The organism is Thalassiella azotivora, from assembly GCF_054781695.1.
In genome coordinates this window covers 28,949-50,819 of the sequence record NZ_BAAGTX010000017.1, presented here as the reverse complement: position 1 = coordinate 50,819, position 21,871 = coordinate 28,949, and the positions used below count along the sequence as shown (strand labels likewise).

The 21,871-nt window shown below is 74.8% G+C and carries 19 protein-coding genes; 11 read left to right on the top strand and 8 right to left on the bottom strand.

The genetic code is table 11. The features are described 5' to 3' along the window. The first annotated feature begins 52 nt into the window (after positions 1 to 52). The 7 genes from ACYVQV_RS12850 to ACYVQV_RS12820 all read left to right on the top strand — a co-directional run bounded on the left by ACYVQV_RS12850 (position 53) and on the right by ACYVQV_RS12820 (position 6,460). On the top strand, positions 53 to 1,354 hold the full coding sequence (locus ACYVQV_RS12850) for an ABC transporter substrate-binding protein (RefSeq protein ID WP_461023695.1): 1,302 nt from the start codon (positions 53 to 55) through the stop codon (positions 1,352 to 1,354). Between the two features lie 112 nt (positions 1,355 to 1,466). After that, positions 1,467 to 2,510 (top strand): carbohydrate ABC transporter permease, encoded by a 1,044-nt coding sequence (locus tag ACYVQV_RS12845; protein ID WP_461023694.1) that lies wholly within the window; start codon positions 1,467 to 1,469, stop codon positions 2,508 to 2,510. Continuing rightward, positions 2,507 to 3,403: a carbohydrate ABC transporter permease gene (locus tag ACYVQV_RS12840; RefSeq protein WP_461023693.1), complete on the top strand. Its 897-nt coding sequence runs from the start codon at positions 2,507 to 2,509 to the stop codon at positions 3,401 to 3,403. The genes ACYVQV_RS12845 and ACYVQV_RS12840 overlap by 4 nt, the downstream gene beginning before the upstream one ends. Before the next feature lie 103 nt (positions 3,404 to 3,506). Continuing rightward, positions 3,507 to 5,036: a GH1 family beta-glucosidase gene (locus tag ACYVQV_RS12835; protein ID WP_461023692.1), complete on the top strand. Its 1,530-nt coding sequence runs from the start codon at positions 3,507 to 3,509 to the stop codon at positions 5,034 to 5,036. After that, positions 5,033 to 6,013, top strand: coding sequence for a Gfo/Idh/MocA family protein (locus ACYVQV_RS12830; RefSeq protein ID WP_461023691.1), 981 nt, complete (start codon positions 5,033 to 5,035; stop codon positions 6,011 to 6,013). Before ACYVQV_RS12835 ends, ACYVQV_RS12830 begins: the two co-directional genes overlap by 4 nt. A gap of 118 nt (positions 6,014 to 6,131) precedes the next feature. Then, positions 6,132 to 6,266 (top strand): hypothetical protein, encoded by a 135-nt coding sequence (locus tag ACYVQV_RS12825; protein WP_461023690.1) that lies wholly within the window; start codon positions 6,132 to 6,134, stop codon positions 6,264 to 6,266. A gap of 17 nt (positions 6,267 to 6,283) precedes the next feature. Beyond that, positions 6,284 to 6,460 carry a hypothetical protein gene (locus ACYVQV_RS12820; protein ID WP_461023689.1) on the top strand — a complete coding sequence of 59 codons (177 nt, stop codon included), beginning with the start codon at positions 6,284 to 6,286 and terminating at the stop codon, positions 6,458 to 6,460. A 42-nt stretch (positions 6,461 to 6,502) separates the two neighbouring features. Here ACYVQV_RS12820 and ACYVQV_RS12815 read toward each other — a convergent pair whose 3' ends face one another. After that, on the bottom strand, positions 6,503 to 6,898 hold the full coding sequence (locus ACYVQV_RS12815) for a VOC family protein (protein ID WP_461023688.1): 396 nt from the start codon (positions 6,896 to 6,898) through the stop codon (positions 6,503 to 6,505). 79 nt (positions 6,899 to 6,977) lie between these two features. Between ACYVQV_RS12815 and ACYVQV_RS12810 the strand changes: the two genes are divergently transcribed. Further along, positions 6,978 to 7,706, top strand: a complete 729-nt coding sequence (locus ACYVQV_RS12810; protein ID WP_461023687.1) for an NYN domain-containing protein — start codon at positions 6,978 to 6,980, stop codon at positions 7,704 to 7,706. A 4-nt stretch (positions 7,707 to 7,710) separates the two neighbouring features. On the opposite strand, the gene ACYVQV_RS12805 is transcribed toward ACYVQV_RS12810, so the two are convergent. Beyond that, positions 7,711 to 9,126 (bottom strand): amidase, encoded by a 1,416-nt coding sequence (locus ACYVQV_RS12805; protein WP_461023686.1) that lies wholly within the window; start codon positions 9,124 to 9,126, stop codon positions 7,711 to 7,713. Positions 9,127 to 9,348: 222 nt separating this feature from the next. Between ACYVQV_RS12805 and ppdK the strand changes: the two genes are divergently transcribed. Beyond that, positions 9,349 to 12,057, top strand: a complete 2,709-nt coding sequence (ppdK, locus tag ACYVQV_RS12800) for a pyruvate, phosphate dikinase (RefSeq protein WP_461023685.1) — start codon at positions 9,349 to 9,351, stop codon at positions 12,055 to 12,057. Positions 12,058 to 12,129: 72 nt separating this feature from the next. Here the strand turns inward: ppdK and ACYVQV_RS12795 are convergent, their stop codons facing one another. Then, positions 12,130 to 12,981 (bottom strand): hypothetical protein, encoded by an 852-nt coding sequence (locus ACYVQV_RS12795; protein WP_461023684.1) that lies wholly within the window; start codon positions 12,979 to 12,981, stop codon positions 12,130 to 12,132. Positions 12,982 to 13,061: 80 nt separating this feature from the next. Here ACYVQV_RS12795 and ACYVQV_RS12790 point away from each other — a divergent pair, with 80 nt between their 5' ends. Beyond that, on the top strand, positions 13,062 to 14,405 hold the full coding sequence (locus ACYVQV_RS12790; protein WP_461023683.1) for an aminotransferase class III-fold pyridoxal phosphate-dependent enzyme: 1,344 nt from the start codon (positions 13,062 to 13,064) through the stop codon (positions 14,403 to 14,405). A gap of 28 nt (positions 14,406 to 14,433) precedes the next feature. Here the strand turns inward: ACYVQV_RS12790 and ACYVQV_RS12785 are convergent, their stop codons facing one another. Next, entirely contained in the window at positions 14,434 to 14,796 is a 363-nt protein-coding gene (locus ACYVQV_RS12785) for a nuclear transport factor 2 family protein (RefSeq protein ID WP_461023682.1), read from the bottom strand. Positions 14,797 to 15,022: 226 nt separating this feature from the next. On the opposite strand from ACYVQV_RS12785, the gene ACYVQV_RS12780 reads away from it, so the two are divergent. After that, on the top strand, positions 15,023 to 15,226 hold the full coding sequence (locus ACYVQV_RS12780) for a PLD nuclease N-terminal domain-containing protein (RefSeq protein ID WP_461023748.1): 204 nt from the start codon (positions 15,023 to 15,025) through the stop codon (positions 15,224 to 15,226). A 106-nt stretch (positions 15,227 to 15,332) separates the two neighbouring features. On the opposite strand, the gene ACYVQV_RS12775 is transcribed toward ACYVQV_RS12780, so the two are convergent. From ACYVQV_RS12775 to ACYVQV_RS12760, 4 genes are all read right to left on the bottom strand, one after another. Further along, positions 15,333 to 15,902 carry a DUF1360 domain-containing protein gene (locus ACYVQV_RS12775; protein WP_461023681.1) on the bottom strand — a complete coding sequence of 190 codons (570 nt, stop codon included), beginning with the start codon at positions 15,900 to 15,902 and terminating at the stop codon, positions 15,333 to 15,335. Between the two features lie 87 nt (positions 15,903 to 15,989). Then, positions 15,990 to 18,005 carry a putative bifunctional diguanylate cyclase/phosphodiesterase gene (locus tag ACYVQV_RS12770; RefSeq protein ID WP_461023680.1) on the bottom strand — a complete coding sequence of 672 codons (2,016 nt, stop codon included), beginning with the start codon at positions 18,003 to 18,005 and terminating at the stop codon, positions 15,990 to 15,992. Between the two features lie 104 nt (positions 18,006 to 18,109). Further along, the gene (locus ACYVQV_RS12765) at positions 18,110 to 20,041 is read right to left on the bottom strand and encodes a DNA/RNA non-specific endonuclease (RefSeq protein WP_461023679.1); all 1,932 of its coding nucleotides are present in this window, start codon (positions 20,039 to 20,041) and stop codon (positions 18,110 to 18,112) included. Between the two features lie 46 nt (positions 20,042 to 20,087). Further along, positions 20,088 to 21,848 (bottom strand): HD-GYP domain-containing protein, encoded by a 1,761-nt coding sequence (locus ACYVQV_RS12760; RefSeq protein WP_461023678.1) that lies wholly within the window; start codon positions 21,846 to 21,848, stop codon positions 20,088 to 20,090. Between the last annotated feature and the right edge of the window lie 23 nt (positions 21,849 to 21,871).

Here is a 21,871-nt window from a genome sequence, read left to right as displayed (position 1 = left end):
GCAATCCCACGCGAGCGCCGGGTCGAGTGGCCTGCGGGCCCGAGGAGGAACGATGAAGCTGCCCCGCCGCACCGTGGCGCTGTGCGCCACCGCCGTGTCCGGGTCGCTGCTGCTCGGGGCCTGCGGCTCCGGGGGCAGCGACCAGGCCGGCTCCGAGGACGGCACGACCGTGCTGACCGTCAGCCTGTTCGGAACGTTCGGCTTCGAGGAGTCCGGGCTCCTCGACCGCTACATGGAGGAGAACCCGGACGTGGAGATCCGGTACGAGTCGACCCAGGGCGAGGACCGGTACTGGCCGGCCCTCCAGACCAAGCTGAACTCCGGCAGCGGCCTGGCCGACATCCAGGGGATCGAGGTCGCCCGCATCGCCGACGTGGTCGCCAACCAGGCCGACAAGTGGGTCGACCTGTCCGAGACGGCCGCCGGCGACCAGGTCGAGAACTACGTCGACTGGAAGAGCGCCGCCGCCACCACCCCCGACGGCAAGGTGATCGGGATGGGGACCGACATCGGCCCGATGGCGATCTGCTACCGCACCGACCTGTTCGAGCAGGCCGGGCTGCCCACCGACCCGGCCGAGGTCGCCGCCCGGATGGACGACTGGGACGGCTTCCTCGCCCTGGGCCAGGAGTACGCCGCCAACGCCCCCGAGGGCTCGGCGTTCCACGACTCCGCGGGCGGCCTGTACAACGCCATCGTCTCCACCGAGGCCGAGATCTACTACGACGAGGACGGCGAGCTCGTCCACGACACCAACCCGGCCGTCCGCGAGGCGTTCGACACCGCGGCCGCCGCGTCCCAGGCGGGGCTGACCGCCCGGCTCGAGCAGTTCGTCGGCGACGGCAGCTGGGACGCCGGCTTCGGCAACGGCGCCTTCGCCTCCATCGCCTGCCCCTCGTGGATGATCGGCTACATCAAGGGCAAGGCCGGTGACGCCGGCAGCGGCACGTGGAACATCACCACGCTGCCCGGCGGCCAGGGCGGCAACTGGGGAGGCGCCTACCTGGCGATCCCGGAGGCCAGCGAGAACAAGGAGGAGGCCGCGGAGCTGATCCGCTGGCTGACCGACGGCGAGCAGCAGGCCGAGGTCTTCTCCCAGGTCGGCAACTTCCCCTCCAACACCGAGGGCATCGCGCTGGTCGGCGACACCACGGACGAGTACTTCAACGGCGCCCCGATCGGCCAGGTGTTCACGACCTCCGCGGAGGCCGCGCCCACGCAGCTGCTCGGACCGGCCGACGGCGTCATCAAGAACGCGCTGACCCAGGCGCTCGTCTCCGTCGAGAGCAACGGCGTCTCCCCCGACGAGGCGTGGCAGAACGCCCTGGCGGAGATCGAGACCCAGGTCGGCTGACCGGCCCGACCGGCCCCTCCCGTCCACCGGACGGGAGCAGCCGTCGCGGGGTGGCCGGAGCGACCGGCCACCCCGCGACCACCACCCACGCGGCCCCGACCGGAGGTCCCCCGTGTCCGCACCCGCCACCACCGCTCCCGCCCGGGCGACCGGGACGACGCCCCCGGCTCCCGGCGCGCCCCGCCGCCGGTCGCCGCTACGCGCGCGGCTGTTCCGCTGGGAGGCCCGCTCCGCGCCGTACGTCTACGTCGCGCCGTTCTTCCTGGTGTTCGCGGCCTTCGGGCTCTTCCCGCTCGTGTACACCGCGTGGATCAGCCTGCACGACTTCCGGCTCGGCTCGGACTCCTCCTGGGTGGGCGTCGAGAACTACCGCTGGCTGCTGACCAACGACCTGTTCTGGAACGCGCTGTGGAAGACGTTCACCATCGGCGTGCTCTCCACCGTCCCGCAGCTGGCGCTGGCCCTCGGCCTGGCGCACCTGCTCAACTACCGGATGCGGGCCCGGACGTTCTTCCGCGTCTCGATGATCATGCCGTACGCGACGTCGGTGGCAGCGGCCACGCTCGTGTTCGCCCAGATCTTCGGCCGCGACGGCGGCTTCGCGAACTGGCTGCTGTCGGTCGTCGGCGTCGACGCGCTGGACTGGCGCAACGGCAACTGGACGGCGCAGGTGGCGATCGCCGTCATCGTCACCTGGCGGTGGACCGGGTACAACGCGCTCATCTACCTCGCCGGGATGCAGTCGATCCCCTACGAGCTGTACGAGTCAGCGTCGCTCGACGGCGCCAACCGCTGGCAGCAGTTCCGGCACGTCACCCTGCCCGGGCTGCGGCCGACCATCCTGTTCACCGTGGTGGTCTCCACCATCGGCGCGACCCAGCTCTTCGGCGAGCCGCTGCTGTTCGGTGGCGGGACGCCGAACGGCGGGGCGGTGCACCAGTACCAGACGCTGGGGCTCTTCATGTACCAGCAGGGCTGGCAGTACGGCAGCCTCGGTCGCGCCGCGGCCGTGGCGTGGGTGACCTTCCTGCTCATCATCGTGCTCGTGCTGGTCAACGCCGCGCTGGTGCGGCGGCGGGGCCGCGAGCGCACGCCACGGCGGAGCACGTCCTCATCCTCCGCCACCGCCACCGACACCGCCGGGGAGGCGTCGTGACCACCACCTCCGTCCGCAGCGGGGCGCTGGTCGCCCCCGTCCCGCCCCGACGCCGTCGCGGCCGCGTCGCCGCCGGCGGGCACCGCGCCGGCTGGGCCACCTACGCCCTGCTGGGGCTGACCGCGCTGTGCTTCGTCGCGCCGTTCTACTACATGCTCGTCGCCGCGAGCCGTCCCATGTCGGAGATGACCCAGTCGCCGCCGCCGCTCACACCCGGCCCGTACCTGTGGCAGAACGTCACCACCGCGCTGGAGCAGCAGAGCATCGGGCTGGCCATCACCAACTCGGTCGTCGTCTCCGGGGTCGTCACCGTGAGCACGCTGCTGTTCTGCACGCTCGCCGGCTTCGCCTTCGCCAAGCTGCGGTTCCGCGGCCGCGACGCGCTGTTCGCCCTGACGCTCGGCACGATGATGATCCCGCCGACGCTCGGCGTCGTGCCGCTGTACGCGGTGATGGCGGACCTCGGGCTGGCCGGGCGGCTGTCGTCGGTGATCCTGCCCTCGCTGGTGACGGCGTTCGGCGTGTTCTTCATGCGCCAGTACCTCGCCCAGGCGCTGCCCGACGAGCTGCTCGAGGCCGCGCGGGTCGACGGGGCGACGTCGCTGCGGACCTTCTGGAGCATCGTCCTGCCCATCGCCCGGCCCGGGATGGCCGTGCTCGGGATGCTGACGTTCATGACCGCCTGGAACGACTTCTTCTGGCCGGTGATCGCCCTGAACTCCTCGAACCCCACGGTGCAGGTGGCGCTGAACAACCTCGGCAGCGGGTACGTGCCGGACACGGCGGTGATCATGGCCGGGACGCTCGTCGGCACCCTGCCGGTCGTCGTGGTGTTCGTCCTGCTCGGGCGCCAGATCGTCAGCGGGATCGTCGCCGGGGCGGTCAAGGGATGATGCAGGTAGTGACCGAGCGACCACCGTCCGGAGCAACCGGGCCGGCATCAGACCAGAACGCACGACGACAGGACGGAGCAGGCGCCGCCGGCGCCGACCACCCATGAGCACCGACTTCATCAGCGCGGCGACCTCCACCGGACCCGACGCGGTCCACCCGCTCACCGACCCCACCGCAGCGGGGGTCGGCGACCTGGGGCTGCCCCCCGGCTTCGTCTGGGGAGCGGCCACCGCGGCGTACCAGATCGAGGGCGCCGTCACCGAGCACGGCCGCACGCCGTCCATCTGGGACACCTTCAGCCACACCCCGGGACGGGTCGCGAACGGCGACACCGGGGACGTGGCCTGCGACCACGTCCACCGCTACCGCGAGGACGTGGCCCTGATGAGGGCGCTCGGCCTGCAGGCCTACCGGTTCTCGGTGTCCTGGCCGCGGGTGCTGCCCCACGTGGGCCCGGGCGGCCCGGGTCCCGTCAGCGAGGAGGGCCTCGCCTTCTACGACCGGCTCGTCGACGAGCTGCTGGAGGCGGGGATCGAGCCGGCGGTGACCCTGTACCACTGGGACCTCCCGCAGGCGCTGGAGGACGCGGGCGGCTGGCCGGCCCGCGGCACGGCCGAGGCGTTCGCCGACTACGCCGGCGTGGTCGCCGGCCGGCTCGGTGACCGGGTCGGCACCTTCATCACGCTCAACGAGCCCTGGTGCTCGGCGTACCTGGGCTACGGCAGCGGGGTGCACGCCCCCGGCCGCACCGACCACGCCGCCACCCTGGCCGCCGTCCACCACCTCAACCTCGCGCACGGCCTGGGCGCACAGGCCGTGCGTGCCGCGGCGCCGACGGCGCAGGTCGGGCTGACCCTCAACCTCGCCTGGGTGCGCCCGGCCTCCGACTCCGCCGCCGACGCGGCGGCCGCAGAGCGCATCGACGGGCTGCAGAACCGGGTCTGGCTCGACCCGGTTCTGCGCGGCTCGTACCCGGCGGACGTGCTGCGCGCCACGGAGTCGGTGACCGACTGGGGCTTCGTGCGCGACGGCGACCTCGAGGCGATCCACCAGCCGCTCGACGTCCTCGGCGTGAACTACTACTCGCCCACCGTCGTGCGCGCCTGGGACGGCGTCAGCCCGCGGGCGGAGGCCGACGGCCACGGCGACGGCGCGGCGAGCGCCTGGCCGGCGTGCGAGGACCTGGAGTTCCCGCAGCAGCCCGGCCCGTACACGGACATGGGCTGGAGCGTGGACCCGCGCGGGCTGACCGAGCTGCTCGTCCGGCTGCACCGCGAGCACCCGGGCCTGCCGCTGATGGTCACCGAGAACGGCGCCGCCTACCCCGACGTGGTCGGTCCGGACGGCCGGGTCGACGACCCCGACCGCGTGGCCTACCTGCGCACCCACCTGCGGGCCCTCGCGGACGCCGTCCGCGCGGGCGCCGACGTCCGGGCGTACTTCGTGTGGTCGCTGCTGGACAACTTCGAGTGGGCGTGGGGCTACGACAAGAGGTTCGGCATCGTCCACGTCGACTACGAGACGCAGGTGCGGACGCCGAAGGCCAGCGCGCACTGGTACGCCGCGCACGTCCGCGCGCAGGGTCACACGGGGGGCGACACCGGGGGCGACACGGGGGGCGCCCCGGCGTGAGCGTGGGCTGGGGGGTCCTGGGTCCCGGGCGGGTGGCGGCGGCCGTCGCCCGGGACCTGCGGCTCGTGCCGGGCGCCGTGCTCGCGGCCGTCGGGTCCCGGGACGGCGCCCGGGCCACGGCGTTCGCCGACGAGCACGGCTTCGCCAGGGCGCACGGGTCGTACGCCGGGCTGGTCGCCGACCCGACCGTCGACGTCGTCTACGTCGCCACCCCGCACGCCCACCACCTGGCCGCGGCCGAGCGGGCCCTGCGCGCGGGCAAGGCGGTCCTGGTCGAGAAGCCCCTCACCTGCAGCGGCGCGGACACGCGCCGGCTCGTGGGGGCCGCCCGGGAGCACGGCCTGCTGTGCGTCGAGAACCTCTGGACGGCGTGCCTGCCGAACGTCGTGCACCTGCGCGAGCTCGTCGGCGAGGGCCCACTCGGTCCGCCGCTGGTGCTGCAGGCCTCGCTCGGCTGGGCCGTCCCGGACGACCCCACCAGCCGCTTCCACGACCCCGCCCTGGGCGGCGGCGCGCTCCTGGACGGCGGCGTGTACGCGGTCTGGCTCGCCCTGGCGCTGCTCGGACCGGTCCGGACGGTGCAGGCCACCGCCCGCCTGTCCCCGACCGGTGTCGACCTGGACACCGCGGTGCTGCTGACCCACGAGGGCGGGGGGACGTCGCTGCTGTCGACGTCCCTGACGGGCCGCACGGACGGGCGGGCGACGGTCTGGTGCGACCGTGGGCGCATCGAGGTGGCCCCCTCGTTCGAGCGGGCCCCCTCGGTGCTGGTGACGCCCGACGGCGGCCCCGCCTCCCGCGTGGACCGGGGACGTCGCGGCACGGGCTACGCGCACCTGCTCGAGCACGTCCAGGACTGCCTGGCCGCCGGGCTGACCGAGAGCCCCGTGCTGCCGCTGCGCACGACGGTCGCCGTGGCCGACGTCCTGGACCGCTGCCGGGCGCTGGTCGCCGCCCCGCTGCCGGTCACCACCTGAGCCGGCCGCTGCGCCCGGCGCGCTCCCCCGCTCGGCGCGCGCTTCGGCCCGGACCGGGGGATGCTGCCGTCAGGACCGACACGAGGACCGACGAGCCGGTCCGGGGAGAGGAGCCACCATGGGACTGCTGAGCAAGATCACGAAGGCGGGGCTGGCGAAGAAGGCCTACGACGAGGCCCGCAAGCCGCACAACCAGCAGAAGATCAAGTCGATGATCGCCAAGGTCCGCTCCAGCCGCGGCACCGCACGCTGAGCGGCGGCGAGGACCGCGTGAGCGACCGAGGGCTCCCCCGCCGCGCCCGCTGGCGCCGGGCCGCCGTCGTCCCGCTCGTCGCGCTGGCGCTGCCGCTGACGGCGGCCGCCGGATGCGACGACGAGGTCGGCAGCGACCGCGAGCAGGAGGAGCGCGAGCCGGGCGACAGCACCGGCGAGGAGGAGGACGACTGAGCGCGTCCGGGGCCCGGGAGCCCCGGACGCACGCCCCGTGACTCAGGCGGCCTCGGGGTCCGGCTGGTGCACCCCGAAGGTGTTGCCCTCGGTGTCGCGGTAGTACCCCTGCCACGCCATCGCCGTCAGCGCCGCCTTCGGGACGACCACCTCCCCGCCGGCCGCGAGGATCCGGCGCTCCGTCTCGTCGTAGTCCGCGACACCGACCGTCGCGACGAACGCGTTCGCTCCCGCCGTCGACGCCGGGTGCGCGCCGGCGCGGTGCAGCAGGCCGCCGTCGATGCCCGGCTCGGACTGCGGCCCGGTGCGCACACCCCAGTAGGTGCCACCCGTGACGTAGCCGTAGTCCTCGAACGTCCACCCGAAGACGGTCGCGTAGAACGCCTTGGCCCGCTCCACGTCGTCGGCGTGGATCTCGAAGTGCACCACCCTGGACACGGTCCCTCCTCGGTGTCGTCGGCCCCTGGTCCACTGTGCCACCGTGCCCGGGGACCGCGGGGCGCCATAGGGTCGGCCCGTGACCCCACCACCCGACGACCGGGAGAAGCGCATCGCGCTGCTCATCGACGCCGACAACGCCCCCGCCTCCAAGATCGAGGTCATCCTCGCCGAGGTCGCCCGGCACGGCGCGGCGAACGTGCGGCGCGCGTACGGCAACTGGAAGAGCCCCCACCTCAAGTCGTGGGAGGCCACCCTGCACACCTACGCGATCCGGCCCATCCAGCAGTTCGCCTACAGCAGCGGCAAGAACGCCTCCGACATGGCGATGGTCATCGACGCCATGGACCTGCTGTACGCGGGCACCCTCGACGCGTTCGCGATCGTGTCCAGCGACGCGGACTTCACCCCGCTGGTCATGCGCATCCTCACCGAGGGCGTGAAGGTCTACGGCTTCGGGGAGAAGAAGACGCCCGAGCCGTTCGTGAACGCGTGCTCGCAGTTCACCTACGTCGAGGGGCTCGTCGAGCCGTCCGCGACCGAGCCCCCGCGGCGGGCCGCCGACACCCAGCAGCTCAAGGGCGACACCCGGCTCGTGCACCTGCTGCGCAACGCGGTCGACGCGGCCGCCGGGGACGACGGCTGGGCGCACCTCGGCCAGGTCGGCAACCAGATCGCCAACCAGGCGTCGTTCGACCCGCGCAACCACGGGTTCCGCAAGCTCAGCGACCTGATCGAGGCCACCGAGCTGTTCGAGGTCCGGCGCCGCGAGCAGGTCGTCCTCATCCGCGACCGCCGCAACCGCTGACGCGTCAGGTCGTGACGGGCCGGCGCCGCCAGTGGCCGGTGGCCTGCTCGACGGCGTGCCCGACCTGCAGCACCCGCAGGTCGTGCCGCGGCGCGGCGACCACCTGCAGGCCCACGGGCAGACCGGTCGGGGTGAAGCCGCCGGGGACCGACAGCGCCGGGCACCCCGTCGCCGACACCAGCGACACCGACCGCATCCACCCGAGGTAATCCGGCATCCGGCGCCCGGCGACGACGGTCGGGTACTCGACGTCCACGTCGAACGGGACGACCTGGGTGACCGGGGCGAGCAGCACGTCGTAGTCGCCGAAGAAGCGCACCACCTCCTCGTGCAGGCGGGTGTGCGCCTGCTCGGCGCGGGCCACGTCGGCCACGGTGAGCCCGCGGCCCACCCCGACGTTCCAGTGGATCGTGTCCTTCACCTGGTCCGGGTGGCGGTCGACGACGTCGCCGAGGTTCGCCGCGAACAACCACGCGCGCAGCGTGTGGAACACCTCGTCGGCCTCGCGCAGGTCCGGGCACGCCTCCTCGACCCGGGCACCCAGCCCGTCCAGCAGCCCGACCGTCGGCCGCAGCGCCTCGAGCACCTCCGGCTCGACCGGGACGAGCCCCCCGAGGTCCGGCGTCCACGCGACGCGCAGCCCGTCGAGCCGGTCCGGCAGGTCCACGGCGAACAGCGACCCGTCGTCCTGCAGCGACAGGGGCGCGCGGGGGTCGGGGCCGGCGAGGGCGCGCAGGCCGAGCGCGACGTCCCCGACGGTGCGGCCCATGGGCCCCTGCACGCTGAGCGTCGACCACCCGAACGGCACGGGGTGGCTCGGCACCCGGCCGGCCGAGGGCCGCAGCCCGACGACGTTGCAGAACGCGGCGGGGTTGCGCAGCGAGCCGCCCATGTCGCTTCCGTCGGCGAGGGCCACCATCCCGGCCGCCAGGGCGGCCGCGGACCCGCCGCTGGACCCGCCGGCCGACCGGCTCGGGTCGTAGGGGTTGCGGGTGGGCCCGAACACGGGGTTGGTCGTGTGCGACCCGGCGGCGAACTCCGGGACGTTCGTCTTGCCGACCCGGACGGCGCCCGCGGCCGCGGCGCGGGCGACCACGAGCTCGTCGTGCTCGGGCACGTGCTCGGCACGCACCGGCGACCCCCACGTCGTCCGCAGCCCGCCGGTCTCGTGGGTGTCCTTCACGCCGTACGGCAGGCCGTGCAACGGGCCCACCTCGTCACCCCGTGACAGCGCGTCGTCCGCCGCGCGCGCTTGCCGCCGCGCGCCGTCCGCGTCCAGGGTGACGATCGCGTTCACCTGCGGGTTCACCCGCTCGATCCGCGCGAGGGAGGCCTCGAGGAGCTCGACCGCGGACAGCTCGCGGCGACGCAGCAGCGCCGCCAGCTCGGTCGCGGGCAGGAAGCACAGGTCGTCACCCATCCCCCCACTGTCCCAGCGACCGCGCGGCCACGCGCTGCGGGCGGCACCCCGGGCTGGTGTGCCGGTGGGCGGCACGGGCGCACCCGCCGCCGCCCCACGGCCGGGCACGGCGTTCCGCCCGGTGGTGTCGCCGGGCTCACATTCGCTCGTCGCCGGGGCGCGGGTCCGGCACATTGGGCCTAGCCTCCCGGGCGAGCCGGCGGACGAAGGGGTTCAGGACGCATGACCAAGTTCGTGTACGACTTCACCGAGGGCCACAAGGACCTCAAGGACCTGCTCGGCGGCAAGGGCGCCAACCTCGCCGAGATGACCCGGATGGGCCTGCCCGTGCCACCGGGCTTCACCATCACCACCGAGGCCTGCCAGGCCTACCTGCGCGACGGCCGCGAACCCGAGGGCCTGCGGGCCGAGGTCGACGCCCACCTGGCCGCCCTCGAGGAGCGGATGGGACGCCGCCTGGGCCAGGCGGACGACCCGCTGCTCGTGTCCGTGCGCTCGGGCGCGAAGTTCTCGATGCCCGGCATGATGGAGACCGTCCTCAACATCGGGCTGAACGACGAGTCCGTGCGCGGCCTGGCCGAGCGCTCGGGCAACGAGCGGTTCGCCCAGGACTCCTACCGCCGGTTGATCCAGATGTTCGGCAAGACGGTGCTGGAGGTCGACGGCGAGCACTTCGAGGACGCCCTGGACGCGGCGAAGACCGCGAAGGGCACCGCCAACGACCTCGACCTCGACGCCGAGGACCTGCGCGCCCTCGTCGAGACGTTCAAGGGCGTCGTCCGCGACCACGCCGGCCGGGAGTTCCCGCAGGACCCGCGCGAGCAGATGGACCTCGCCGTCCAGGCCGTGTTCCGGTCCTGGAACGCCGACCGGGCGGTGCTCTACCGGCGCCAGGAGCGCATCCCCGCCGACCTCGGCACCGCCGTCAACGTCTGCTCGATGGTGTTCGGCAACATGTCGGCGGACTCCGGGACCGGCGTGGCGTTCACCCGCGACCCGGCGTCCGGCGCCAAGGGCGTCTACGGCGACTACCTGCCGAACGCCCAGGGCGAGGACGTCGTCGCCGGGATCCGGAACACGCTCTCGCTGGCGGACCTCGAGGGCCTGGACGCGACGAGCTACGCCGAGCTGATGCAGATCATGCGCACGCTCGAGGAGCACTACCGGGACCTGTGCGACATCGAGTTCACGATCGAGCGCGGCAAGCTGTGGATGCTGCAGACGCGGGTGGGCAAGCGCACCGCCGCGGCGGCGTTCCGGATCGCGACGCAGCTCGTCGACGAGGGGCTCATCGACGAGCAGGAGGCGCTGCAGCGGGTCAACGGCGCCCAGCTGTCCCAGCTGATGTTCCCCCACTTCGCCGACGCGAGCGCCCACCAGCGGATCGCCACCGGCATGAGCGCCTCCCCCGGCGCCGCGGTCGGCAAGGTCGTCTTCGACTCCTACACCGCGGTGAAGTGGTCCCGCTCCGGGGAGCGGGTCATCCTCGTCCGCCGCGAGACCAACCCCGACGACCTCAACGGCATGATCGCCGCCGAGGGCATCCTCACCAGCCGGGGCGGCAAGACCTCCCACGCCGCCGTCGTCGCCCGCGGCATGGGCAAGACGTGCGTGTGCGGCGCCGAGGAGCTCGACGTCGACACCAAGGGCCGCCGCTTCACCGGTCCCGACGGCACCGTCTACGAGGAGGGCACCGTCGTCTCCATCGACGGGACCACCGGCGAGGTGTTCCTCGGCGAGGTGGAGGTCGTCGACTCCCCCGTCGTCCGGTACTTCGAGGGCCAGCTGTCGGCGGACTCCGACGAGGCCGACGACCTCGTGCGGGCGGTCGACCGGCTCCTGCGCACCGCCGACGGCACCCGGCGGATGGCGGTGCGCGCCAACGCCGACACCGCCGAGGACGCCGCCCGCGCCCGCCGGTTCGGCGCCCAGGGCATCGGCCTGTGCCGCACCGAGCACATGTTCCTCGGCGAGCGCCGGGAGATGGTCGAGCAGCTGATCCTCGCGGACACCGACGCCGAGCGGGAGAAGGTGCTCGCCGAGCTGCTGCCGCTGCAGCGCGCCGACTTCACCGAGATCTTCGAGGCGATGGACGGGCTGCCGGTGACCATCCGGCTGCTCGACCCGCCGCTGCACGAGTTCCTGCCCGACATCACCCAGCTGTCCGTGCGCGTCGCCGTCGCGGAGGCCCGTGGCGAGGCTGTCGAGGGCGACCTGCGGCTGCTGCAGGCGGTGCACCGCCTGCACGAGCAGAACCCGATGCTCGGGCTGCGCGGCGTGCGGCTCGGGCTCGTCGTCCCCGGGCTGTTCGCCATGCAGGCGCGGGCCATCCTCGAGGCCGCCGCCGCCCGGCAGAAGGCCGGTGGCGTGCCGCGCGTCGAGATCATGATCCCGCTCGTCGGGGCGGTGCAGGAGTTCGAGTCCGTCAAGGACGACATCGCCCAGGTCGCCCGGGAGGTCCGCGCCGAGACCGGGGCGCACCTGGAGTTCCTCGTGGGCACGATGATCGAGCTGCCGCGCGCGGCGCTCACCGCCGGCCAGATCGCCGAGTCCGCCGAGTTCTTCTCCTTCGGCACGAACGACCTCACCCAGACCACGTGGGGCTTCAGCCGGGACGACGTCGAGGCGGCGTTCTTCTCCCACTACCTGGAGAAGGGGATCTTCGGTGTCTCCCCGTTCGAGTCGATCGACGTGGACGGCGTCGGCGAGCTCGTGCGCATCGGCGCCGAGTCCGGCCGCGCCACCCGTCCCGGCCTCAAGCTCGGCGTGTGCGGGGAGCACGGCGGCGACCCGGACTCGGTGCACTTCTTCGAGTCGGTGGGGCTGGACTACGTGTCCTGCTCGCCGTTCCGGGTCCCGCTGGCGCGGCTGGAGGCCGGCCGCGCCGGCGTGGTGCGCGAGCAGCCCGGCCGGACCGGCGGCACCGCCTGACACCGGCCTGACACCGGCCTGACCCGTCGCCCGCGACGGCCCGGTCGCCCGAGCGCGACCGGGCCGCCGCGTTCAGCGGCTGCTGGTCACGGTGAGCGCGGGCACCGCGGCAACCGTGTCGGGTGGCACCGCCACGTCCACGAACGTCGCCGTCTCCAGGTGGTCCAGACCGGCCAGCGCGTCCAGGCCGCGCACGGTCGCCGGCCCCTGCAGCCGCAGGAAGCGCAGCCGGGGAGCCCGCGCCAGCGGCGCCAGGTCGAGCTCGACGTCCTGCGTCGGGAACGAGACGGACAGCACCTCCAGGTCGGGCGCCCGCAGCTCGGCCAGGGAGTCGACCCGCAGGTTGCTCACCATCAGCCAGCTGAGTCCCTCCCGGTCCACGTCGAGCCGGCCGGGACGCGGTTCGACGCAGGAGACGGACAGGTCCGTGACGGTCCGCGGGAGCGGCAGGACCGAGAGCCGGCCACCGCGGAAGCGGTCCACGCGCAGGCGCTCCAGCAGCGGGAGCGCCGGGACGTCCAGGCCGGGGCCGTCGTCCAGCTCGAGCGTGCGCAGGGCAACCAGCCCCGACAGGTCGGGACGCGCCCGGACGCCGTCGCGCTCGCGGGTCAGGGCGAGCAGCCGCAACCCGGTCAGCCGGGCCACCGCCGCGGGGTCGAGGTCCCCTGCCTCGTCGACGACGTCGAGGTAGGTGATGACGTCGACCAGGTCGACCAGGGAGTCGGCCGTCTGCCCGGTGTCGCGGGGGCCCAGGTGCCACTCCAGCCCGTCGCAGCCGGCGGACCGGAACCGGTCGACCGCCGCCGGGTTCCAGGGCCCCTCCAGCCGCAGCAGCCGCAGGCTCTCGCCGTGGACCTCGCAGTCGTCCACCACGGTCAGCGTGCCCGTGCGCGCCCCACCCAGCAGCCTGCCCAGTCCCAGCACCCGCCGGACCCTACCGACGGCAGGCCACCGACTGCGCACGCCACCCGACGAGCCCACCGGCCGGCTGGTAGGAAGAGGTCATGTCGCTGCCCCGCCCCACCGCCGCCGAGGTCCACGACCTCGACCGCGCCCACGCGTTCCACTCCTGGTCGGCGCAGGCGTCGCTGAACCCGATGGTCATCGAGCGCGCCGAGGGCTCGTACGTCTGGGACGGCGACGGCAACCGGCTCCTCGACCTGTCCTCCCAGCTGGTGAACACCAACATCGGCCACCAGCACCCCGCGGTCGTCGCCGCCATCCAGGAGCAGGCCGGTCGCCTCTGCACGGTCGCGCCGCAGCACGCGAACGACCAGCGCTCGCTCGCGGCGTCCATGGTGGCCGACCTCGCGCCGTCCGGGATGCAGAAGGTGTTCTTCACCAACGCCGGCGCGGAGGCGGTCGAGTACGCCGTGCGGATGGCGCGGCTGCACACCGGCCGGGTCAAGGTGCTCTCGACGTACCGCTCCTACCACGGCGGCACGCACACGGCGATCAACGTCACCGGCGGCCCGCGCCGGTGGGCCAACGACCACGGCAGCGCCGGGACGGTGCACGTGATGGGCCCGTTCCCGTACCGGTCACCGTTCCACGCGGACTCCCCCGAGCAGGAGTCGCGGCGCGCGCTGGAGCACCTGACGCAGACCGTCGAGTTGGAGGGCCCCGCCACGATCGCCGCGATCGTGCTGGAGACCGTGCCCGGCACCTCGGGGATCATCCCGCCGCCGCCCGGCTACCTCGCCGGCGTCCGGGAGATCTGCGACCGGCACGGGATCGTGCTCGTCCTCGACGAGGTGATGGCCGGCTTCGGGCGCACCGGCAGGTGGTTCGCCTTCGAGCACTTCGACGTCGTGCCCGACCTCATCACGTTCGCCAAGGGCGTCAACTCCGGGTACGTCCCGCTCGGCGGGGTCGTGATCAGCGACGCGATCGCGGCGACGTTCGACGAGCGGCCCTTCCCCGGCGGGTTGACCTACTCCGGGCACCCGCTCGCGTGCGCCGCCGCCGTCGCGACGATGCGCGCCATGCACGACGAGGGGATCGTGGAGAACGCCGACCGCGTCGGGCGGGACGTCCTCGGGCCGGGCCTGCGCGAGCTCGCCGACCGGCACCCGGTCGTCGGCGACGTCCGCGGGCTCGGGGTGTTCTGGGCGCTGGAGCTCGTCTCCGACCGCGCGACGAAGGAGCCGCTCGCCCCCTACGGCGGCACCTCCCCGGCGATGGGGGAGCTCGTCACCGCGTTGAAGGGCGCCGGGGTGCTGCCGTTCACCGCGGACAACCGGCTGCACGTCGTCCCGCCGTGCACGGTCACGGACGACGAGGCGCGCGAGGGCCTGGCCGCGGTCGACACCGCCCTGGGGGCGATCGGGCACCACTACGTCGGCTGAGCGGCGCTCACCCCCCGTCGCCGCGCCGTCACCCCGTCGGCGGGACGGGGGTGCCCTGGTGGAAGCGGAGCAACCACCCCCGGTCCTGGGTGCGCACCCACACCGACGCGCGCAGCGACGTCCGTCCCGCGCTCGTGGCCCGGTACGTCACGAGCACCACGTCCGGGGCCAGCGGCGCGGCCTGCACGTCGTCGGCGGTGACCGTCGGTTCGTCGTCCGCGTCGGCCAGCGACCGCGCCACGCCCGCGGCGTCCCACCGCCGCCCGGACGACCCGTGCTCGACGAAGTCGGGGTGCAGCAGCGCCAGGACGCCGTCCCCGTCGCGGCGGACGCCCGGGTCCAGCAGCCGCAGCTCCCGCTCCACCACGTCGTCCAGCTGCCGGCGGTCCACCCCGGCGATCCTGGCACGTCCCCGGAGGACGTCGGTCCCTTTCGCGCCGGCCGACCCCGCGGCAGCATGGTCCCCCGCCCACCCCACTGATCGTCAGACCGTCCTGGGGGTCATCACCCCCACGGGTGTCTGACGATCAGTGGGGCAGGGTGGACGAAGGTCGCGCTGGAGACGGACGAGGGAGGTTCCGGTGGGCACGGTGGTGAAGCGCAGGAAGTGGGAGGACATGACGTCCCGGCAGCGGACCGCGGCGCTGGTGGCGTTCAGCGTCCAGCTCTCGCTGGCCCTCACGGCGTGGGTGGACCTCGCCCGGCGGCCGAGGGACGAGGTCAACGGCAGCAAGCTGAAGTGGGCCGCCGTCATCGGGATCAACTGGGTCGGGCCGATCGCCTACTTCGTCAAGGGCCGCCGCCGCTCCCCCACCCACTGATCGTCAGACCGTCCTGGGGGTGATCACCCCCAGGACGGTCTGACGATCAGTGCGCACCGGGGGGGTGGGAACGGTGGGTGGGTCGCCTGGGTGACGGGGCCCGGGTTCAGTCGCCGCCCTGCAGGCGCGCGAAGCCCAGGTGCAGGGCGTCGGCCCCGGCGACGGCGGCCAGGACGCCGGCCGCCCACCGGGTGGCGCGGGGTCGCAGCAGCATCCCGAACGCCCCGGTGGTGGCGACCCACTGCGCCAGGCAGAACGGGCAGGTGACGAGCTCGCCGACCGCGTGCCGCACCGGGCCGGGCCGCGGCGCCTCCATCACCTCACCGGGACCGCCGCGCCCCTGGTAGGTGGCGAACGGCGCGCGCAGCGGCGCGAGCACGGCGTCCTTGGCCACCGTGCGGCTCAGCCGGAACGTCGCGACCGCCAGCAGCAGCACGTCGGCGACCGACGGGACGTCGACGGGCCCGCCGCGGGCGGTCCGGCGGCGCACCAGCACGACCCCCGTGCCGACCAGCACCAGGTACGTCGCCAGCAGCACCGCGTACCCGCGCAGCGGGCGTCCCTCGGCCCGCTCGTGGCCCTCCTCGTACGTGCGGCGCGTGCGGTGGAACCAGTCCCGCACGGCACCCGGACGCAGCCCCGCCGGGCGGGTGGCACGGTCGGTCGGTGCGCTCATGGGGTCTCCTGCGCGTCGGCGGCTGGGGCGCTCCCCCGATCCTCGGGCAGGACGCCCCGGCGTGCGAGCGCGCGGGACGACCGGCGGTCAGGCGTCCGGCGCGGTGAGCACGGACTGCGGCACGACGCGCTGGGCGGGCAGGAGGTCCGCCAACCGCGCGTCGCCGGCCACCGCCAGCTCCTCCCAGGGGACCGGCCGGGAGAAGTGGTAGCCCTGCGCGCTGTCGCACCCGGCGGCCTGCAGCCACGTGGCGGCCTCCGCCGTCTCCACGCCCTCGGCGGTGACGTGCAGGCCCAGGCCGTGGGCGAGCTGGATCAGCGACCGGACCACCTCGCGGTCCTCGTCACTCGTCTCCACGTGCCGGACGAACCCGCGGTCGATCTTGACCTCCGTGATCGCCAGCGACCGCAGGTGCGACAGGCTGGCGTAGCCGACCCCGAAGTCGTCGAGCGACGTCCCGATCCCGTGGCCGTTGAGGACCTCCAGCGTCCCGGCGGCGACCTCCAGGTCGACCGCGAGCGCGGTCTCCGTGACCTCGAGCTGCAGCGCGGACGTCGGCACGCCGCTGGCGGTGACCAGGTCGACGACCAGGTCGGCGAAGCCGTCGGCCTCGAGGTTGCGGGCGGAGACGTTCACGGCGACGCCCCAGCCGGCGCCCTGCGCGCGCCACCGGGCGCAGTCGCCGAGCGCGTTGCGCAGCACCCACTCGGTGAGCGGGGTGATCAGCCCGGACTGCTCGACGAACGGCAGGAACTCGGCCGGCGGGAGCAGCCCGCGCTCGGGGTGCTGCCAGCGCACCAGCGCCTCGACACCGGTGACGCGCCCGGAGGCCAGGTCCACCTTCGGCTGGTAGTGCAGGCGCAGCTCGCCGTCCTCGATGGCCCGGCGCATCTCCCGCTGGACGCTGAGACCGGCAGCGCCGGGACCGTGCGTGCCGACCTTGAGCGGGTCGAAGACGACGACGCTGCTGGTGCCGCGCTTGGCGACGTGCATGGCGGCGTCGGCGCTGCGCAGCAGCGTCTCGACGTCGTCCCCGTCGCGGGGGTGCAACGCCACCCCGAGGCTGGCCTCGGTGCTGACCGGCACGCCGTCCAGGACCGTGTCGGCGGAGACGGCCTCGCGCACCCGGTCGGCCAGCTCGCGGGCACCGTCGGCGTCACCGGTCCCGGCGAGGAGCAGGCCGAACTCGTCGCCGCCGAGCCGCGCCACGACGTCGTCGGTGCGCAGCACCTCCCCGAGGCGGCGGGCCACCTCGGTGAGCAGCTGGTCGCCGGCGTGGTGCCCCAGGCTGTCGTTGACGGCCTTGAAGCGGTCGAGGTCCACCAGCACGACGGCGAAGGGCTCGCCGCGCCGGGTCGCCTCGGTGACCCTGCGACGGAACAGCTCGCGGTTCGGCAGCCCCGTCAGCGGGTCGTGCAGCGCGTCGCGCGCGGCCCGGCGCGCGTGGTGGCGCAGCCGGCGGGACGTCGACCAGGAGATGGCGCCCAGGACGACGTACAGCGCGCCGAGACCGCCGACGAGCCGCCAGCGCGTCCCGGCGACCGACGCCTCGACCTGGTCGGCGACCGTCGCGTACGGGAGCACCACCTCGAGGACCCCCACCGGCCGGCCGGTGCTGGCCGCGGTGGCGGGCTGCAGGACGCGGATGGTCGGCCCGTCCACGCCGTCGGGCAGGACGCGCACGTGCACCTGCCCGTCGGCGGCCGCCCGGAACGCCGGGTGGTCGGCCGCCACGGCCGGGGCGCCGGCGCCCGAACCGTCGAGCACCGAGCCGTCGAACACCACGTCGCCGCGCCACGTGCGCAGCCGCAGCGCGAGCACCGCGCCGCTGTCCAGGACGGTGCGGGTGGCGTCGCCCAGGCTCTCGCGCTGGGTACGGGTCAGACCGGAGGACAGGTCGACGCCGTCCAGGGACGGCGCGACGACCGTGTCCGCGACGACCGCGGCCTGCGACCGGCCCAGCTCGAGGCCGTGCCGGACGGCGTCCCGGCGCTGGCTCTCGGCCAGGCCCGCACCGAGCAGCAGGACGGGGACGAGGCTCGCCACCGCGTACACGATGAAGAGCCGGGTCCCCGCCACCGCGGAGTGCCGGTCCCGGTGCATGCCGTCCCATCGGACGGGCCGCCACCGGGGTGAGGGAGAGTCGCCCGCGGGTCGTCGCCGTCACCCGTTGGCGCGCCCGGCCGGGCGCACCGGCCCACGGGAGGTCACAGCGCGAGGTCGGCCGGTCCGTGCACCTCCCGGGTGACCTGCACGACCGCGGCCTCGTCCGCCGTCTCCAGCGGGTCGGCGTCGCGGAGCGGACCGAACCGCAGGTCGGTCATGGCCTCGACGCGTCGCAGCGGCACCTGGTAGGTCCGGAACGCGCCGTAGACGAGCTCGAGGTCGGTGAGCAGGTCCGCCTGGCTGACGACGTACCCGGTGGCGCTGAGCTCGTCGGACTCGGCGCGGACCATGACGGCCACCTTCCAGTAGCTGCGCGGCAGCGCGACACCCCGGTACGCGGGGTCGTCCTCGGCGAGCACCGGACCGGTCAGGACGCACGCGCGGAAGCCCCGGGTGGCCGCGGAGTCGAGCAGGTAGTCCTCGAGCTCCAGCCACGTGCGCTGGTTGAACCGGGCGTGCTGGGGGGTGCAGTTCGTGAAGTAGAACGTGTCGTCGTTGCCGCGCTCGGCCGCCTTGGCGGTGCCCCACGCCGGGTCGAGGCGGCGCACCAGGTGCCCGCGGTCCAGGTCGTTGTCGGCGTAGAGCTCCTCGCCGACCTGGACGTCGGCCGGCACGCGGGGGTCGAGCGACCACCGGTCACGGCTGCGCTTGAGCCGTCGCGTCCGCGCCCCGTCGATCATGACGGCGGTGAACCGCGCCAGCCGGCGGCGGCCGTCGAGGACGACGCTGAAGTGCTGGTAGTCGAGCCGGTGCCGGGCGGTGCCGTCGGCGTCGGGGTCGACGACGACGGCGTCGCGGGCGGCGTCCCCGACGAGCCCGGGCAGCGGGACGCGAAGGTGCCCGTCGCCGAGGAACGTCTCGTCGAACCCGGTCCGGTGCCGCAACGGTCCCGGTCCCGGTGCCGGCGGGCGGCGTGGCGCGGGGACCGGGACAACGGGGGCGGCCGTCGGCAGGCGCACGCCGGCCAGCTCGAGGTGCCGGCGCAGGGCGGCCACCCCGACGGCGTAGTTGGCGTCCAGGTACCGGCCGGCGAAGTGCAGTCCGACGGCGGCCCCCGAGGCCACGTCGAGGACGACGGACCCGGAGCTGCCGCCGAGCGTCGTGCAGTCGTGGGTGAACCCGGCGTCGGTGGCCGTGACGACCTCACCGGGTGCCAGCCGCTTGACGTCGAACACGCCACCGAAGAGGCGGGCCTGGTCGGCGGCGTCGTTGCGCGGGTCCTCGGCGGGGTAGCCGACCGTCGCGACCACCGCACCCGCGGGCGGGTCGGCCTCGGCGAGCGGCACCGGCGGCGGCAGCTGCGCGGGCTCGCCGGTGAGCTCGAGCACGGCCAGGTCGGGTGAGGAGTCGTCGTCGTCGGCGACGTACAGCACCCGGCTGACCGGGACCTCGAGGCTGCGGGCCAGGCCGTGCTCCTCGGCGAAGTCGACCCGCACCTGGTAGGGCCTGCCGTCGGGGGCGGTGCGCAGGGAGACGTCCGTCCCGGTGCCGCGGGCGAAGAGCAGCGCGACGTGCCGGTTGGTCACCACGACGCCCGGGGCGACGACCCACGCCGTGCCGACGAAGTCGGCGCCCACCCCGAGGACCTCGACGCGGCCGACCGACCGCAGCGCGGCGTCGAGACGGGCCTTGAACGGCTCGAGCCGCGAGCGCCACGTGTCGGCCTCGGGCACCTCGAACGTGTCGTTGCGCACGACGAGGGTGGGGCGCCCGAACCGCAGGACGATCGCCTCGCTGAGGTGCTCGCCGCGTTCGGCGCCGCCGAACGGGGGCGGTGCAGCGGCGGGTGCGGCCTCCTGGGGGTGGACGGCCCGGCGGCGCCGTGCGAGGCGGCCGAGCTCCCCGGCGAGCTCGGGGTCCGCGAGCACGCGGGTCACCGCGTCCGGTCTCCGGGACGTCGCGAGGCTGGTCGCCGCCGGGCTGGTCGCGCTGGTCGGGCTGGTCGGGTTCGTCCGGGGCCGGGTGGTGGGCATCTGGGGCCTCCTGCCGCGTCGCCGTGCGAGCGCACGGCTCCTGGGGTCAGGAGCCCGGTCGGGCGTCGGTGATACCCGGCCCGTCGCCGGTGGCGTTCGCCGGTGCACCACCACCCCCGGCGCCCGATGGTGCGCCGCCGCCCCCGGCGCCCGATGGTGCGCCGCCGCTCCCGGCGCCTGCCGGCGTCCCACCGCCGCCGGCCGCCGGTGGGCCCTGCGGGGTCGAGTCGCGGCCGGATGGACCGGAGGACGGACCGGGCGGGGCCGGTGGACGAGCGGTGGGTCCGGCGGGGCCGGGCCCACGGTCCGGCGGCTGGCTGCCCGGGGGCTGTCCGGTCGGCCGGGCCGTCGGCTGAGGAGTCGGTTGAGCGGTCGGCGAGGGGCTCGGAGGACCCGAGGTGGGCGCGCTCGTCGGCGCAGTGGGTGGCGCGCTCGTCGGCGCAGTGGGTGGCGCGCTCGTCGGCGCAGTGGGTGGCGCGCTCGTCGGACCGACCGTCGGACCCGCCGCGGGACCGGTCGGGCGCAAGGGGCCGCCGGCCTCGTCACCCGACGGACCGGGCGCCGGCTCCTCGGCCGGTGAGCGTCCCGGTCCCACCTCGCTCACGACGGCGGGCGGCGCCGGGGCGACCGGCCCGGCCACGGCGACCGTGCCCGTCGCGACCCCGACCCCGACGGCCGCGGCCGTCCCCGCGGCGGTCGCCGAGGACGACACCCCCGCGGCCAGCTGCGTCCCCGCGGTCTGCAGGGAGTGCCAGTACGGCAGGTGCACGAGCAGGGACAGGGGGCCCATGCTCCACAGCAGCCGGGGCAGGGAGATGCCCAGGAAGGCCCGGACCACGTGCGGGTCGAAGTGCGTGCCGGCGCTGCGGGCGAGCTCGGCGCGGGCCGTCCGGGTGGACATCGGCTGCTTGTACGTACGGGCCGCGGTCATCGTCTCGAACGCGTCGACGACGCTGACGAGCCGGCCGGCGAGGGAGATGTCCTCACCCGCCAGCCCGTGCGGGTACCCGGACCCGTCCCACCGCTCGTGGTGGTGCTCGATGCCCGGCCCCCACGGCCCGAGCCAGTCCAGGAGCGGCGCGGCGATCCGGGCCCCGGCGACGGGGTGCTGCCGCATCCGCTCCCACTCGCCGTCGGTCAGGGCGCCGGGCTTGGTCAGCAGGTAGGGGGCGACGTCGAGCTTGCCGATGTCGTGCAGGAGCGCCGCCCACCGCAGCCGGTCGCGGTCGGCCTGCGGCAGCCGCAGCTCCTCGCCGAGCAGGTCGGCCAGCATCCGGGTGCGCTCGGAGTGCCCCCGGGTGCGCTTGTCGTGGTCGCCGAGGGCGGTGACGAGCGAGAGCATGAGCCGCGCGGTGGTGGCGGCGTCGCGGTCCGGGTCGCGCAGCCGCTCGGTGAGCTGGCGCGTGCTCGTGGCGCCGCGCAGCACGGCGATCCGCGAGGGCGCCCGGTCGGGGAACAGCATGGTCATCCGCAGCAGCACGGCCAGCGGCAGCAACCGGCGGCTGAGCCGCTCGGTCAGCAGGGCGACGGCGACACCCGCCCCCAGCAGGACGGTGACGTGGACCCACAGCGGCCAGCCGGCGGGCAGCGCGCGCCGCAGCAGCAGCGTCGCGGTCACGACCGCGGCGAACGGGATGGCGAGCACGACGACCCGGACCAGCGCGGCCAGGACGGGTCGCGCCTCCCAGCGGCTGCCGTCGGCTCCGGCGGTGGCGCCGGTCGAGCGGCCCCTCCCGGAGCGGGGCGGGGACGGCGTCGGCGCCGGCTGCGCTGGTCGTGCTGGTGGCTGCTGTGGTGCGGTGGGCATGCGGCTCCCCTCTCCCCGCCGCG

What these genes read in the sequence shown, in the direction of transcription:
- ACYVQV_RS12775 (WP_461023681.1), bottom strand. Translation starts at nt 15,902, where the DNA reads ATGAGCGCACCGACCGACCGTGCCACCCGCCCGGCGGGGCTGCGTCCG.
- ACYVQV_RS12760 (WP_461023678.1), bottom strand. Translation starts at nt 21,848, where the DNA reads ATGCCCACCGCACCACAGCAGCCACCAGCACGACCAGCGCAGCCGGCG.
- ACYVQV_RS12835 (WP_461023692.1), top strand. Translation starts at nt 3,507, where the DNA reads ATGAGCACCGACTTCATCAGCGCGGCGACCTCCACCGGACCCGACGCG.
- ppdK (WP_461023685.1), top strand. Translation starts at nt 9,349, where the DNA reads ATGACCAAGTTCGTGTACGACTTCACCGAGGGCCACAAGGACCTCAAG.
- ACYVQV_RS12765 (WP_461023679.1), bottom strand. Translation starts at nt 20,041, where the DNA reads ATGCCCACCACCCGGCCCCGGACGAACCCGACCAGCCCGACCAGCGCG.
- ACYVQV_RS12790 (WP_461023683.1), top strand. Translation starts at nt 13,062, where the DNA reads ATGTCGCTGCCCCGCCCCACCGCCGCCGAGGTCCACGACCTCGACCGC.
- ACYVQV_RS12770 (WP_461023680.1), bottom strand. Translation starts at nt 18,005, where the DNA reads ATGCACCGGGACCGGCACTCCGCGGTGGCGGGGACCCGGCTCTTCATC.
- ACYVQV_RS12825 (WP_461023690.1), top strand. Translation starts at nt 6,132, where the DNA reads ATGGGACTGCTGAGCAAGATCACGAAGGCGGGGCTGGCGAAGAAGGCC.
- ACYVQV_RS12805 (WP_461023686.1), bottom strand. Translation starts at nt 9,126, where the DNA reads ATGGGTGACGACCTGTGCTTCCTGCCCGCGACCGAGCTGGCGGCGCTG.
- ACYVQV_RS12780 (WP_461023748.1), top strand. Translation starts at nt 15,023, where the DNA reads ATGACGTCCCGGCAGCGGACCGCGGCGCTGGTGGCGTTCAGCGTCCAG.
- ACYVQV_RS12850 (WP_461023695.1), top strand. Translation starts at nt 53, where the DNA reads ATGAAGCTGCCCCGCCGCACCGTGGCGCTGTGCGCCACCGCCGTGTCC.